Source organism: Polaribacter sp. WD7, assembly GCF_003335085.1.
Lineage (GTDB): Bacteria > Bacteroidota > Bacteroidia > Flavobacteriales > Flavobacteriaceae > Polaribacter.
This window is the reverse complement of the sequence record NZ_QPEJ01000017.1, coordinates 174,356-189,771: the sequence shown is the minus strand read 5'-3', so window position 1 is coordinate 189,771 and position 15,416 is coordinate 174,356. Positions and strand designations below refer to the sequence as shown.

Genomic DNA, 15,416 nt, shown 5'->3' with positions numbered 1-15,416 from the left:
CATCAAAAAAAAAATATTCATAATTGCCTATATTTTTAAATTATTTTACTTTGTCATAATTATCGTCCCAATTTTTTGGTTTAGGATCATGAAGTTTACCTAAAGATTTAGCAACAATCATAGAAACTGTAGCATCTCCTGTTACATTTACTGTTGTTCTACACATATCTAGAGGTCTATCAACCGCAAAAATTAAAGCAATACCTATAGGTAATAATTCTGACGGAAAACCGATAGTTTCTAAAACTATAACCAACATTACAATACCAGCACTTGGTACAGCAGCACTACCTATTGAAGCCATAACAGAGGTTCCTATAATTACCAATTGATTGGTAAACGTTAAGCCCTCTGGCCATAAGACTTGCATAATAAAAACAGCTGCAATGCCTTGATATAAACTTGTTCCGTCCATGTTTACAGTAGCTCCAACAGGCAATACAAAACCTGAAACTTCTTTATCTACTCCTAGATGTTCTTCCACACGCTCCATAGTTACTGGTAATGTAGCTGCACTAGAACTTGTTGAAAAAGCTAATAGTTGAGCTGGACTAATTTGTTTTAAAAACCAAATGGGAGATTTCTTAGTATAAACACTAACTAGCACTAAGTAAAAAATAATCATTGTTATCAAACCTGCAACAACACATAATGCATATGCCAATAATTTTAAGAGTATTTCAGTATCATCAAAAGCAATAATTACATTTGCTAATAAAGCAAAAACAGCATAAGGAGCAAACAACATAATTAAGTCTACCATTTTCATGACAACTTCATTAAGAGAATCAAAGAAACTAGTTAATGGTTTTGCTTTTTCTTCAGAAATTAATAACAAACAAATTCCTACAAAAAGAGCAAAAAATATGATTTGTAACATGCTAGCATCTGCAAAAGATTTGAATATATTACTAGGAAAAATATCTACAAGAGCCTGTAAAGGACCCGCATCTTTTTGCATAGAGGCTTTTGCTAACTTATCTGAAACACCACTAGAAGTGGAATACTTTTCCTTAATTTTCTCTATTGTATCTGTAGGCATACCCTCACCTGGTTTTACAACATTAACAATACCTAAACCAATAATTACGGCTATTACAGTAGTAAAAATATAAATAGAAATTGTTCTGAACCCCATAGATTTAATCTTAGAAATATCTTTTAAATCTGAAATTCCCTTAATTAGAGAAGCTAATATTAACGGAACAGCAATTAATTTTAAAAGATTAATAAATATGGTTCCAAATGGTTTTACCCAGTCTGTAACAAATCCTTTACCACCATCAATAGAGTTCATGATAAATCCAAAAATTATTCCAAGTATCATTCCTATTAAAATCTTCCAGTGTAATGCTATTTTTTTCATTAATTATTTAAATTTATTTAAGAAATTTAAAGATAAAAAAATCTCAAAGAGTAATGTGACTTTATTTGTATATTGTGTCATATTTTTAGAAAAACTAAATATTAATTATTAAAAACATAAAATGGCAGGAATTTTAGACTTATTAAATAGTGACTTAGGAAAACAAATTATATCTGGTGTTGCAGGTTCTACTGGTAACGATTCTAGTAAAACTAGCAGTGCTTTAACAATGGCTTTACCTGTTTTAATGAAAGCTATGCAAAGAAATGCAGCTACACCTGAAGGTGCACAAGGATTGATTGGAGCATTAGATAAAAAGCATGATGGTAGCATTTTAGACAATCTTGGAAATTTATTTAATGGTGGCGTTAATGATGATGTTGTAAATGATGGTAGCAAAATTTTGAGTCATGTTTTAGGAAGCAAACAACAAGGTGTACAACAAGTAATTGGGCAAAAATCTGGTTTAGACGCAGGAGCTGTAGGTAATATCCTAAAAGTTGCTGCTCCAATTTTAATGGGCGTATTAGGAAAACAAAAACGTGAGCAAAATGTAAGTAGTTCTTCTGATATTTCAGGACTTTTAGGTGGACTTTTAGGCGGAAACAATGCTAATAACGAGCAAAACTTTTTAGAACAAATTTTAGATGCAGATGGTGACGGAAGTGTAATTGATGATGTAGCAGGTATGTTTTTAGGGGGTAATAAAAAAGAATCTGGTGGTATTGGCGGAATGCTTGGAGGTTTATTTGGAAAATAAACCTTTAAGAAAATCAAAAAAGCTCAAACATATGTTTGAGCTTTTTTGATTTAAACTTTAGTCTTGTAACAAGATTTATAAATTTCTTCATAAACTGGTAAAATATTTTCTATAGAAAATCGCTTTGTATGTTCCCTTGCATTTTCTTTAAATAAAGCCAAAGTACTATCATCTTTCAAAATAGATATTGCATTTTTTGCCATATCATCTACATCTCCTAAATTACTTAAATATCCAGTAACTCCGTTTATATTTACCTCTGGTAAACCTCCAGTATTGGTAGAAATTACCGCAGACTTAGCGGCCATGGCCTCTAATGCTGCTAATCCAAAACTCTCTGTTTGTGAGGGCAGCAAAAAGACATCTGTATAACATAATATTTTAGAAACTTCAGAACTATTACCCAAAAACAAAACTTTGTTAGACAGTTTATATTTTTCTACTAATTTTTCAGCTTTTAACCTCTCAGGTCCTTCCCCGATTAATAGTAACTTAGACGGAATTTCTTTTTGAACTCTGTAAAATATTTCTACAACATCTTCAACTCTTTTTACAGGTCTAAAATTACTTATATGTGTTAATATTTTTTCATGAGGTTGTGCTACAGCTATTCTATTGCACTTTTGATTATGAATTTTATCGTATTTCTTAGAATCTATAAAGTTATAAATGACCTTAATATCATTTTTAATGGTAAATAGTCTGTTTGTGGTTTCTTTTAAATTATTAGAAACAGCTGTAACAACATCAGAATTATTAATACTAAATTCTACTGCGGTTTTGTATGTTGGATGACTACCAACTAAAGTAATATCTGTACCATGTAGCGTGGTTACCACCTTAACAGGTATCTTTTTTTCCTTTAGCATTTGTTTTGCCATAAAAGCAGCATAAGCATGAGGAATTGCATAATGTACGTGTAAAACTTCTAAATTGTGTTTTTCTACAACATCTACCATTTTACTAGACAATGCTAATTCATATGGTTGATATTGAAAAAGAGGATATTCCTCTACAATTACTTGATGAAAATGCAATTTATGTGATAAAAAATCTAAACGAACAGGTTGATTGTAGGTTATAAAATGAACTTCGTGTCCTTTATCTGCCAATGCCATCCCTAATTCTGTTGCTACTACTCCACTTCCTCCAAAAGTAGGATAACAAACAATTCCTATTTTCATGTAATCTATTAAGTTGATATTTTTCTTGGTTGTAAATATATACTTATTCTTACACATCAGTTCTAAATATAATCACAAAACTATATTGTTTTTTATATTATTGATTGAATATAATACAGATTTACCTGTTGCATATTATGATGTAAAATAATGTTAAAGTGTAATTTAGAGTGATTTTTTTGATAATAAAATTGTATCGAGAACTACTTTAGAAGTTGACGTTTTTATTCTCGATACTAATTTCACTCGCTTCTATCCTAAAATTTACTAAAACTGATAAAACTTCATCAAAATGTACAACAAACATAGATTTTTAAGAATATAGTAGAGTGCCTTACTTTTAGCATTCATTGTTTTATATAAACTTACACGCTCATCTTTTCTTTTAGATTAATCTGTAATTACAAATGATGAAAAACCAATAATATATTATGGGTAAGACCAAAATTATAATAAAATTTACACCAATTTAATTTTGGTTTAATCCATACCCATTTGTCCAAAATATAAATCGTCTATAGAGGCTTCTGTTATAATTTCTTCACTATTTTCAATATCATAAATCATAGACTCATTCATTTTAAATTTCGGCTCAAAAATTGGTTCATTCCACCAAGGAAAGGGGTTTTTAATTTTGCTCAAACCAATCATAATATCCAAACCTTCTACACCATCAACTCTATAACCAATACTAGATTCTGATTTAAAATCAAATCCTACAGATGCATCAGCAAGATTAATACTTTCAATTTCATCACTACTAGCTTTAAATGATATACCAGAGCTATTGCTTTCAGAAATTGCAATAATTGTTTTACCTGCTTTAACAATATCAGTTACCACACAATATTTTTTCTTCCATTTATTTTCTTTTAGCATAATTTTCAGAATTTTCCCAATTTCAGCTTTGTTTGAAATTCTATTTGTTACACATTCTGCGGCGTTAAAAAAAATGGAATCTTTACTGGAGAATTTTATTTCTAATTCTGCTTTAGCTAATGGCACGCCAGATGCGTCAAGAGATCCTTTAGATTTTAAATTTACATCTACTCCTTTTTCAGATTTAAAACTTTTATGATCTTTTTTTGAATCTAAAATAATTTTAATTACATCTCCTTGGAACTCTTCGAAATCTTGTTTTAAATTTCCCATTGGAATAAAAATATTTCCATTCATAACACCGTAATCACCTAGTTTTATTGGCCCTCCTGGTTCCCAATTAGCATAAAATATTTTGAAATTCTTTTTTAATTCGTTTGAATAAAGTTTTGCTATGTTGCTCATAATAATAGATTTAATTTAGTTCTGCTATTATATAATAAAAGAGAATCTCTTGTACTAGCTATAGTTAGGTATTTTATTACAGATAATATTTATAAAGTAGTTATCTAAAAAATTAATTCATTCTTTGAAACATATTAATATATAATATGAGTTTCTTTAAAATACAATGTTAAAAAAAGCTGATAAACTAAGTACTTATTAAAAGTTAAACGTATAAAAATTATATCGAAATTATATTTTTACATAAAAATTTATTTGTCTTCAATATAATTTTCAATCAAAAATCAATCTGACTGACATAAATTTTCTTGGATTAAATTTATGTTGTTTAGCGATTTTTACAAAGTCTTTATTTATTACATAAAAGAATTGGGATTAGTGTTTTTAATAAAACTAAACTTTTTACATAAAAAAACAGCTTTGTTTTGTATAACAAAGCTGTTTCTAAATATTTAAAAAAAATATTATTAATAATCTCCTAAAGTTTCAGGGTTTTGAGCTAAAGCATTTTTTAGTTGTTCATCATTTGGTGCTTTACCGTGCCACGCATGCGTATGCATCATGTAGTCTACTCCATTACCCATTTCTGTATATAATAATATGCAAACTGGTTTACCTTTTCCTGTTAAAGCTTTAGCGTCTGTCAAACCTGCTAAAATAGCTTCAATATCATTTCCATTTTTTACCTCTAATACATCCCAACCAAAAGCTTCAAATTTTGCTTTGATACTTCCCATTGGTAAAACATCATCTGTTGTTCCGTCTATTTGTTTTCCATTTAAATCAACTGTAGCAATAATATTGTCTACTTTTTTAGCTGATGCATACATTATTGCTTCCCAGTTTTGACCTTCTTGCAATTCACCATCACCATGTAATGTATATACTAATTTGTCATCTTCATTTAGTTTTTTAGCTTGAGCAACTCCTAAAGCTACAGACAGTCCTTGGCCTAAAGAACCTGATGCTATTCTAACTCCTGGTAATCCTTCATGAGTTGTAGGGTGACCTTGTAAACGAGAATCTATTAATCTAAAAGTAGCTAACTCTTCTACAGGAAAAAATCCACTGTGCGCCAAAACACTGTACAAAACAGGAGATATATGTCCGTTTGATAAGAAAAATAAATCTTCATTTTTACCATCCATAGTAAAATCTGTAGAATACTCCATTACTTCTTGGTATAAACAAGTAATAAACTCTGCACATCCTAAAGAACCTCCTGGATGACCAGAATTTACTTTATGTACCATTCTTAAAATATCTCTACGAACTTGTTGTGTAAAATCTTGTAATTGTTGTGTTGTTGGCATTGTAATTAATTTGTTAACGCAAAAGTAATTTTTTTAGTAGCAATTAACAAGATAATTTAAAGTAAAAAGTATTAGAATACAAACTTAGGTTTTTTGTTTTTTCTTTTTAGCTGCAGGAAACAAAACATTGTTTAATATTAAACGATAACCTGGAGATGTAGGGTGTAAATCTAATTCTGTTTTGGGGTCTCCTACCCTATGCGTATAATCTTCTGGATCATGACCTCCATAAAACGTAAACATTCCTTTTCCTTTTGTACCATGAATATATCTTGCTTCATTATTGGTTTTATTTTCACCTAAAACAAGTACATTGCTTTTTACTGTATTTCTATCAAAAGAAGTAGTTTGCCCCATAAAACCTTTAACTAAAATGGTATGATTTTGTGTTAACATAGTTGGTACAGGATCCCATTTTGCAGAAAACTCTATTAAAGAAAAGTAATCTGAAGTTTTGGGTATTTTTCGTTTTCTAGTCATATCTATAGAAGAAAACTCATAAGTTGTTGGATTACGAATTAACTGAAAATCTTTAAATGCAAAAGTTTTATTATAATTAATTTTAGATTGGTAATTGGGTTCTGATGCATCACCATCAAACATAGCTTCTGCTATATCTACACCTTCTGCAGACAGTGCAATATCAAAACTATCTGTTGCAGAACACATTGCAAACATAAAGCCACCGCCTATAACATAGTCTCTTATTTTTTTTGCTACTGCTAATTTGGCTTCTGAAACTTTTGTAAAACCCAAAATTTCAGCTTGTTTTTCTGCATTTTTTTTCGATTCTACATACCATGGTGCAGTTCTAAAGGCTCCATAAAACCGACCATATTGTCCTGTAAAATCTTCATGATGTAAGTGCAACCACTCATATAACAACAATTTATCTTCTAAAACTTCTTGATCATAAATTACATCAAAAGGAATTTCTGCATAGGTTAAAACCATGGTTACAGCATCATCCCATGGTAATTTATCTTTAGGAGAATATACAGCTATTTTAGGTGCTTTTTCTAAAGTTACTGCTTCTTGATTTGATGAAGGTGAAGCAATTTCTTGTAAAACTAACTGTGATTTTGCATCTGAAATTACTTGATAAGAGACGCCTCTAATTTTACATTCATTTTCAACAATTTTATTGTTTTCTATTAAAAAAGCGCCTCCATCATAATTTAACAACCATTTTGATTTTAGACCTGCTTCTAAAGAAAAATAGACAATTCCGTATGCTTTTAAATGGTTTTTTTGATTGTCATGATTCATGGGTAGATAAATAAATGAAGCCCAAGTTGCACTAGATAACGTTGTAAAAAATAAAATAGCAAATACTTTTTTCATATTAAAAACTAAAATACACAATTACTTTGATGCAATTGTGTATTTCTAAAATTTTATAAAATGTTTAGGAATTAAAAAGGAACATCATCTTCATTATCAAAGGCGTCTTTTGGTTCTATTCTTTGATTAACAGAAAACTCATCATCTTCTGCAAAAGGATTATTCATAGAAGATTGAAACTCAGAACTAAATCCTTCTTCTAAATCTGAAAATTTTGCCAAATGTCCAGTAAATTTTAAACGAATGTTGTCCAAACCACCATTTCTGTGTTTTGCAACAATAAACTCTCCTTGTCCTTCACAAGGTGTATGTTCATCATCATCCCATTCTGTCATTCCATAATATTCTGGTCTAAAAATAAAACTTACAATATCTGCATCTTGCTCAATTGCTCCAGATTCACGTAAATCTGATAACAAAGGTCTTTTGCTTCCTCCACGAGTTTCTACTGCACGAGATAACTGAGATAAGGCAATTACAGGCACAGATAATTCTTTAGCCAATGCTTTTAAGTTCCTAGATATGGTAGAAATTTCTTGCTCACGATTCCCTCCTCCTTTTCCGTTTCCTCCTGCTGTCATTAATTGCAAGTAGTCAATTACAATAATTCTAACATTGTGTTGCGAGACCAAACGTCTTGCTTTTGCACGCAAATCGAAAATAGAAAGTGATGGCGTATCATCAATAAAAATAGGTGCATCAGACAACCGTTTTACTTTTACGTTTAGTTGCTCCCATTCATGTGGTTCTAGGTTTCCTTTTCTTAGTTTTTCTGAAGTCAATCCTGTTTCTGAAGAAATCATACGTGTTATTAACTGTACTGATGACATCTCTAATGAAAATACTGCTACAGCATGATTAAAATCGATTGCCATATTTTTTGCCATCGAAATGACAAAAGCTGTTTTACCCATACCTGGTCTTGCAGCTATAATAATTAAATCTGAAGGTTGCCATCCAGAAGTTAATTGGTCTAATTTGGTAAAACCTGTTGCCAAACCAGACATTCCTTCTTGATTACCAATTTCTTGTATTTTCTTTAAGGCTTGTTTTACTAAAGAACCTGCATCTTCTGAACTCTTTTTCAAATTACCTTGGGTAACCTCAAACAGCTTACCTTCTGCATCATCTAATAAATCAAAAACGTCTGTACTTTCATCATAAGCGTTTTCAATAATTTCTGAAGAAATAGATATTAATTTTCGTTGAATGTATTTTTGGAGGATAATTCTTGCATGAAATTCTATATGCGCAGAAGAGGCTACTTTTTGTGTAAGACGAATTAAATAGAAATCACCGCCTACCATTTCTAACTTTCCGTTCTTTTTCAACAAATTAGAAACTGTTAACAAGTCTATAGGTTGTGAATTTTGAAATAATTCATAGATAACCGTATAAATTTCTTGATGCTTTACATCATAAAATGCATCTGAATGTAAAATATCAATTACATCATCAATTCCTTTTTTATCAATCAACATTGCTCCAAGCACTGCTTCTTCTAATTCTAATGCCTGTGGCGGAATTTTACCTTTTTCAAGACTTATAATTCTTGATTTATCTATTTTTTTTCCAGCTATTGCAGTCGGTTTCTCCATATCAGCAAATGTAATTTTTTAGGCGGAAAATGCTTTGTAAAAAGTAACTTTTATTTGTACACAAATATTGTAAACTAAATTGTTATTATCTTGTTAATAACCAGTCAACTTCTAAAATGAATGCCTATTTTTACACAGATGAAATGGAATAAAAAATACATATTTCTTATAGTTATGCTGCCTATTCAAATGCTTTTTTTGAGGTGGTTGGCTCAAAAACCTTTGTTAGTTGAGCAATATTATGCAAACGGTATTTACCCTTATATATCCTCTTTTTTTAGAATACTTTTAGGTTGGGTGCCTTTTTCTGTTGGTGATGTTTTGCTGGGTATCTTACTTATTCTTTCTCTTCATTTTATATTTATGCTATGTAAAACCCGCTTTAAAAATTTTTTGCGAAAAATGTTAAAAGTGGGTGCTGTATGCTCTATTTTTTATTTTTGTTTTTACCTTTTTTGGGGATTAAATTACTACAGAGAACCTTTAGCTAAAAACCTAGGGTATTCTCAGCAAAAATATACGACAACGCAGCTAAAAAAAGTTACAGAACATATTGTAGAACAATTAAATAAGTATCATATACAAATTACAAAAAATGATACGATAAAGATTCATAATCCCTATTCACAAAAAGAAATGTATGCTATTGCAGTTTCTGGATACCATAATTTATCTAAAGACTATCCTCAATTAACATACAAATTTCCTTCTGTAAAAAGCTCATTAATGAGTCTATTACAAACCTATAATGGAACATCTGGTTATTTAAATCCGTTAACTGGAGAAGCTCAGGTTAATGCTAAAATTCCAAAAACAAACTACCCAACTACTACTTGCCATGAAATGGCACATCAAATAGGATTTGCAGCAGAAAATGAAGCTAATTTTGTAGGTTTTTTAGCCGCAAATTATAATGATGATTTGTATTTTAAATACTCTAGCTACAGAATGGCTTTTGGGTATTGTATTTCTGAAATTAGAAAAAGAGACCGTAATTTATCTAAATCTATTTGGCAAAACGTAAATAAGGGAGTTACTAAAGATTTTAATAGTAGTTATAGGTTTTGGCAAGCCTATAAAAACCCTTTTGAACCCATTGTAAAAAAAGGGTACAGTGCTTACTTAAAAGCTAACAAACAAGATAAAGGTGTAGCTTCTTACAACTATGTGGTAGACTTGTTTATATCTCACTTTGAGAAGCATTTAAAATTGTAAATCTTTTTTTGTTAAAATTTGTTAAAATCTATTCTTTTTAACAGATTTCAAAAAGCATATCAATAAATTTAGACACAATTCAAATAATCCATACTTTATGAAAAAACTATATTTATTGTTGTTTTTCTTGTTTGTATCTACAATAAAAGCGCAAGAGTATTTCCCTACAGACAAAGGGGTGAAAACTACAGAAAACAAAATGGTTGCCTTTATCAATGCTACTATTTTTGTAACTCCAGAAAAAGTTATAAGAAAAGGTACGTTATTAATTAAGAATGATAAAGTTGTAGCTGTTGGTAAAACTGTCAAAATTCCTTCTGGTACAGAGATTGTAGACGTATCTGGTAAAAATATCTATCCATCATTTATTGATATTTATTCAGATTTTGGTATTAAAAAACCTAAAAGAATTACTTCTGGTTACGGTGGTACACAATACGCTGCTGAACGTGATGGTTATTATTGGAATGATCATATTAGGCCAGAAACCAACCCTATTGATGAATTTGAATTTGATACCAAAAAAGCGAAACATTTTATAGATGCTGGTTTTGGTGTGGTAAATACTCATTTACATGATGGCATTATCCGTGGAAACGGTTTGTTAATCGCTTTAAATACAAACACTAACAATTCTTATCGTGTCTTAGACGATATGTCTGCTCAATATTTATCCTTTTCTAAAAGCTTTAAATCTAAACAATTATATCCTGGATCACGTATGGGAGCCATGGCATTATTACGTCAAGTATATTATGATGCAGATTGGTATGCTAAAGGAAATATGAAAAATAAAGATTTGGCTTTAGAAGCATTAAATAAGAAAAAAAACCTAATACAAATTTTTGAAACAGATAACAATTTAGATGCTTTAAGAGCTGATAAGGTTGGAGACGAGTTTGACATACAATACACCTTAGTAGGAAGTGGCGAAGAGTATGAAAGAATAAACGATATTAAAGCTACAAACGCCACGTTTATAATTCCTATAAATTTTCAAGTGGCTTATGATGTTTCTAATCCGTTGTTGGCAAAACACATTACTTTAAGAGATATGCGAAAATGGAATCAAGAGCCTTCTAATTTGCATGTGCTGTCTAAAAACGGAGTTTCTTTTGCCCTAACAACCCATAGACTAAAATCTATAAGTGATTTTCATAAAAACCTTCAAAAAGCTATTGAGTATGGTTTTGATAAAAAACAAGCATTAGCGGCTTTAACAACCATACCTGCAAACATAATTGGAAACACTTCTGTAGGAAATTTAAATACAGGTAGTTACGCTAATTTTATCATTACTTCTGGTGATGTTTTTGATAAAAAAAATACAATTCATGAAAATTGGGTTCAAGGCTCTAAAAATGTCATTAATTCGATGACCATTGCTGATATTTCAGGAAAATATGAGCTTGCTGTAAATGATAATGTATATACCTTAACAATCTCTGGAAAAGGTAAAAATCAAAAAGGGAGTGTACAATCAAATAATAAGAAAATAAAATCAAAGTTTTCTTTCAATGACGATTGGATTACGATGACCTTTAATGATGGAGGTAATTTTACCAGAATTTTAGGCAAAATAACTAAAAACTCAACCACTCTTCAAGGAAATGCTTTTGATAGCTTAGGAAACAAATCTACTTGGACTGCTACAAAATTAGAAGATAAAAAAGAATCAAAGAAAAAAGATAACAAGTCAGATAATTCTCCTGTAACCGTTTTGCCTGTTACCTACCCCAATGTAGGTTTTGGGAATTATAATTTACCAAAAACACAAATATTTTTAATCAAAAACACTACTGTTTGGACTAGTGAAGCTGATGGAATTTTAGAAAACACAGATGTTTTATTAAAAGATGGTAAAATTGCTGAAATAGGTAAAAACCTATCCTATAGAAGAGCTACTGTGGTTGATGGTACTGGCAAACATTTAACCGCTGGTATTGTAGATGAACATACACATATTGGTGCTTCTGCGATAAATGAATGGGCGCAAAACTCATCCGCAGAAGTTAGTATAGAAGACGTTGTAGACCCTAATGATATTAACATTTATAGAAACCTTTCTGGAGGCACAACTTCTGCTCAAATATTGCATGGTTCTGCTAATCCTATTGGAGGGCGTTCTGCAATCATCAAACTAAAGTGGGGAGAAAATGCAGAAAATATGATTTACAATAACTCGCCTAAATTTATAAAATTTGCTTTAGGTGAAAATGTAAAACAATCTCGCAGTCCAAACGGAGTTCGTTTTCCTCAAACACGTATGGGTGTAGAACAAGTTTTTGTAGATTATTTTACAAGAGCAGCTGCATACGATGCACTACGTAAAAGCGGAAAACCTTATAGAAAAGATATTGAAATGGAAGTGCTAGCAGAAATTTTAAATAAAGAACGTTTTATTTCTTGTCATTCTTATGTACAATCAGAAATTAATATGTTAATGAAAGTTGCTGAGAAATTTAATTTTACGGTAAACACTTTTACGCACATTCTTGAAGGATACAAGGTGGCAGATAAAATGGCAGCACATGGTGTTGGAGGTTCTACTTTTTCAGATTGGTGGGCATATAAATATGAAGTAAATGACGCAATTCCTTTTAACGCAGCCATTATGCACAATGCAGGAGTTACGGTTGCTATAAATTCTGATGATAGAGAAATGTCTAGAAGACTGAATCAAGAAGCTGCTAAGACAGTAAAATATGGTGGAATGTCTGAAGAAGAAGCGTGGAAAATGGTTACTATCAATCCTGCAAAACTATTGCACATAGATGATAAAGTTGGCAGTATTAAAGTAGGTAAAGATGCTGATGTTGTATTGTGGAGTCATCACCCAATGTCTATTTACGCTAAGGTAGAAAAAACGATTATAGAAGGTAAAGTCTTTTTTGATAGAGATAAAGACATTAAAAAACGTCAAGCCATTAAAGAAGAAAAAAGTAAACTCATTAATATGATGTTGCAAGAAAAGTTAGGAGGAGGTAAAACACAAGTGCCTGTAAAAAGAGGAGATAGAAACTTTCATTGTGATACACTAGAAGAACTTAAAAGCTAAAATGATGAAAAATTTAATATATACGATGCTATTTTTCTTTTTTATAGGAAACAGTATCGCACAACAAACACCAGCTAATAAGCAATTAACAGCAATTTCTATAGAAGGTGCTACAGCTCATTTAGGAAACGGAAAAGTGATTGAAAATTCTTTAATCATGTTTAACAACGGTAAAATTACTTTTGTTGGAAGTGCAATGATGAAGATTGCAAGACAAGGAACAGTTATTAATGCAAAAGGAAAACATATTTATCCTGGTTTTATTGCCGCTAATGCCTCTTTAGGTTTGGCAGAAATAGATGCCGTAAAAGCCTCTAGAGATTTTGATGAAGTTGGTATTTACAACCCACATATTAGAAGTTTAATTGCCTATAATGCAGAAAGTAAAGTTATTGAATCTATGAGACCAAATGGTGTTTTAATGGCTCAAATTACACCTAGAGGAGGCACAATATCTGGTACATCTTCTATAACTCAATTAGATGCATGGAATTGGGAAGATGCAGCTATTCAAGTTGATGGAGGAATTCATATGAACTGGCCTGAGAGTTTCACACAAGGACGCTGGTGGTTAGGTGAAGATCCTGCATTAAAACCTGATTCAAAATACAGTAAAAACATCAATCAAATTAAAACGTACTTGCAAGATGCTAAAAATTATTTAGCTAGTAAAAAAGAGAAAAAACACCTTCCTTTTGAGGCAACCAAAGGCTTGTTTAATGGAACTCAACGTTTATTTATTCATGTTAGCGGGCAAAAAGAAATTACAGATGCTGTAACAATTTCTAAAGATTTAGGTATTAAAAATATAGTTATTGTTCATGGAGATGGTGCAGAGTATGTAACAGATTTATTAAAAAAACACAATGTACCCGTAATTTTAGACAGACCTCATAGAAATCCAGATAGTGAAGATGACGCTTATGATTACACATATACCATTGCTAGTACTTTAGCAAATAAAGGAGTTTTAGTTGGTATAGGAATGGAAGGACAAATGGAAAGAATGAATACTAGAAATTTACCTTTTTATGCAGGTACTTTTGCTGCACATGGCTTAGATAAGGAAGCTGCTGTTTCTTTAATAACGCTTAACAATGCTAAAATTTTAGGTATTGACAGCTTTACTGGTTCATTAGAAGTTGGTAAAGATGCCACTTTGTTTATTTCTGAAGGAGATGCACTAGATATGAAAACAAATATAGTTGCTAAAGCCTTTATAAAAGGAAGAAATATTAGTTTAGAAACACATCAAACTAATTTATGGAAACGATATGCAAAAAAATACAATCAAAAATTAAAATAATTGAAAAAGGCTCATAAATTATGAGCCTTTTTCTTTAGTTAAATGGATAGTCTAAACACCAATTCAAATAATAAAAGTTCTAATCAAATAATTCTCCACAGTAACAAAAAATACTTTCTTTTTCTATCCACACAAATATTCTGCTATAATTACATTTATACAATACCTACATTTCGGTATATTTGCTATAATGAAAGAAATTACAAGCGTTCATAATCCTCAAATAAAAAACATTTTAAAGCTCCAAGAGAAAGCTAGAGAACGCAAAAAACAAGGTCTTTTTATAATTGAAGGTAAGCGTGAAATTTCATTAGCCGTAAAAAGCGGTTACGAATTTGAAACTATTTTATTTGCTGAAGAAATTATTAGTTTAGATGAGATTAGTCAAATAGTTTCAGATCATAAACTTTTGGTTAAAATATCAAAAGAAGTGTATCAAAAAATAGCCTACAGAAACTCTACAGAAGGACTTATAGTAATTGCTAAAACCAAAAGCTTTTCTTTAGAATCTATTACGTTTTCTAATAAAAATCCTTTACTATTAATTGCAGAAGGTATTGAAAAACCAGGAAATATAGGCGCTCTATTAAGAACCTCTGATGCAGCTAATGTAGATGCCGTTTTGATCGCAGATCCTAAGAGCGATTTGTATAACCCCAATATCATTCGTTCAAGTATAGGTTGTGTATTTACCAATCAAATAGCCATTGGTGATTCTGATGAAATTGTTTCTTTTCTTCGTAAAAAAAATATCCATATTTTTGCTGCAACTTTACAAAATTCTAACGAGTACCATAAAGAAAATTACACTTATGCTTCTGCTATCGTAGTGGGTACCGAGGCTACTGGGTTAAGTGATATTTGGAGAACAGCGGCAACCCAAAATATTAAGATACCCATGCAAGGAGAAATAGATTCTATGAATGTTTCTGTTGCTGCGGCAATTGTTATCTTTGAAGCTAAGAGACAACGAAATTTTAAATAGTAA

General features: G+C 30.7%; 11 protein-coding genes. 5 read left to right on the top strand and 6 right to left on the bottom strand.

The window, feature by feature from the left end; all coding sequences use genetic code 11:
• Positions 1-40: 40 nt before the first annotated feature.
• Positions 41-1,366, bottom strand: a complete 1,326-nt coding sequence (locus DUT90_RS07125) for a dicarboxylate/amino acid:cation symporter (protein WP_114426481.1) — start codon at positions 1,364-1,366, stop codon at positions 41-43.
• A 121-nt stretch (positions 1,367-1,487) separates the two neighbouring features.
• Here DUT90_RS07125 and DUT90_RS07120 point away from each other — a divergent pair, with 121 nt between their 5' ends.
• Positions 1,488-2,126, top strand: a complete 639-nt coding sequence (locus tag DUT90_RS07120; RefSeq protein ID WP_114426480.1) for a DUF937 domain-containing protein — start codon at positions 1,488-1,490, stop codon at positions 2,124-2,126.
• Positions 2,127-2,176: 50 nt separating this feature from the next.
• Here the strand turns inward: DUT90_RS07120 and bshA are convergent, their stop codons facing one another.
• The 5 genes from bshA to dnaB all read right to left on the bottom strand — a co-directional run bounded on the left by bshA (position 2,177) and on the right by dnaB (position 8,849).
• The gene (gene bshA / locus DUT90_RS07115) at positions 2,177-3,310 is read right to left on the bottom strand and encodes an N-acetyl-alpha-D-glucosaminyl L-malate synthase BshA (protein WP_181858156.1); all 1,134 of its coding nucleotides are present in this window, start codon (positions 3,308-3,310) and stop codon (positions 2,177-2,179) included.
• Positions 3,311-3,790: 480 nt separating this feature from the next.
• The gene (locus DUT90_RS07110; RefSeq protein ID WP_114426478.1) at positions 3,791-4,594 is read right to left on the bottom strand and encodes a hypothetical protein; all 804 of its coding nucleotides are present in this window, start codon (positions 4,592-4,594) and stop codon (positions 3,791-3,793) included.
• A gap of 467 nt (positions 4,595-5,061) precedes the next feature.
• Entirely contained in the window at positions 5,062-5,907 is an 846-nt protein-coding gene (locus DUT90_RS07105) for a transketolase (protein ID WP_114426477.1), read from the bottom strand.
• Positions 5,908-5,991: 84 nt separating this feature from the next.
• Positions 5,992-7,176, bottom strand: coding sequence for an asparagine synthetase B (locus tag DUT90_RS07100; protein ID WP_114426859.1), 1,185 nt, complete (start codon positions 7,174-7,176; stop codon positions 5,992-5,994).
• A gap of 146 nt (positions 7,177-7,322) precedes the next feature.
• Positions 7,323-8,849 carry a replicative DNA helicase gene (gene dnaB, locus DUT90_RS07095; RefSeq protein WP_114426476.1) on the bottom strand — a complete coding sequence of 509 codons (1,527 nt, stop codon included), beginning with the start codon at positions 8,847-8,849 and terminating at the stop codon, positions 7,323-7,325.
• A 120-nt stretch (positions 8,850-8,969) separates the two neighbouring features.
• Between dnaB and DUT90_RS07090 the strand changes: the two genes are divergently transcribed.
• From DUT90_RS07090 to DUT90_RS07075, 4 genes are all read left to right on the top strand, one after another.
• On the top strand, positions 8,970-10,064 hold the full coding sequence (locus DUT90_RS07090) for a DUF3810 domain-containing protein (protein ID WP_258848515.1): 1,095 nt from the start codon (positions 8,970-8,972) through the stop codon (positions 10,062-10,064).
• Between the two features lie 97 nt (positions 10,065-10,161).
• The gene (locus DUT90_RS07085) at positions 10,162-13,122 is read left to right on the top strand and encodes an amidohydrolase family protein (RefSeq protein WP_114426474.1); all 2,961 of its coding nucleotides are present in this window, start codon (positions 10,162-10,164) and stop codon (positions 13,120-13,122) included.
• A 4-nt stretch (positions 13,123-13,126) separates the two neighbouring features.
• Positions 13,127-14,428: an amidohydrolase family protein gene (locus tag DUT90_RS07080; protein ID WP_114426858.1), complete on the top strand. Its 1,302-nt coding sequence runs from the start codon at positions 13,127-13,129 to the stop codon at positions 14,426-14,428.
• A 190-nt stretch (positions 14,429-14,618) separates the two neighbouring features.
• Positions 14,619-15,413: an RNA methyltransferase gene (locus DUT90_RS07075; RefSeq protein WP_114426473.1), complete on the top strand. Its 795-nt coding sequence runs from the start codon at positions 14,619-14,621 to the stop codon at positions 15,411-15,413.
• Positions 15,414-15,416 lie beyond the last annotated feature (3 nt).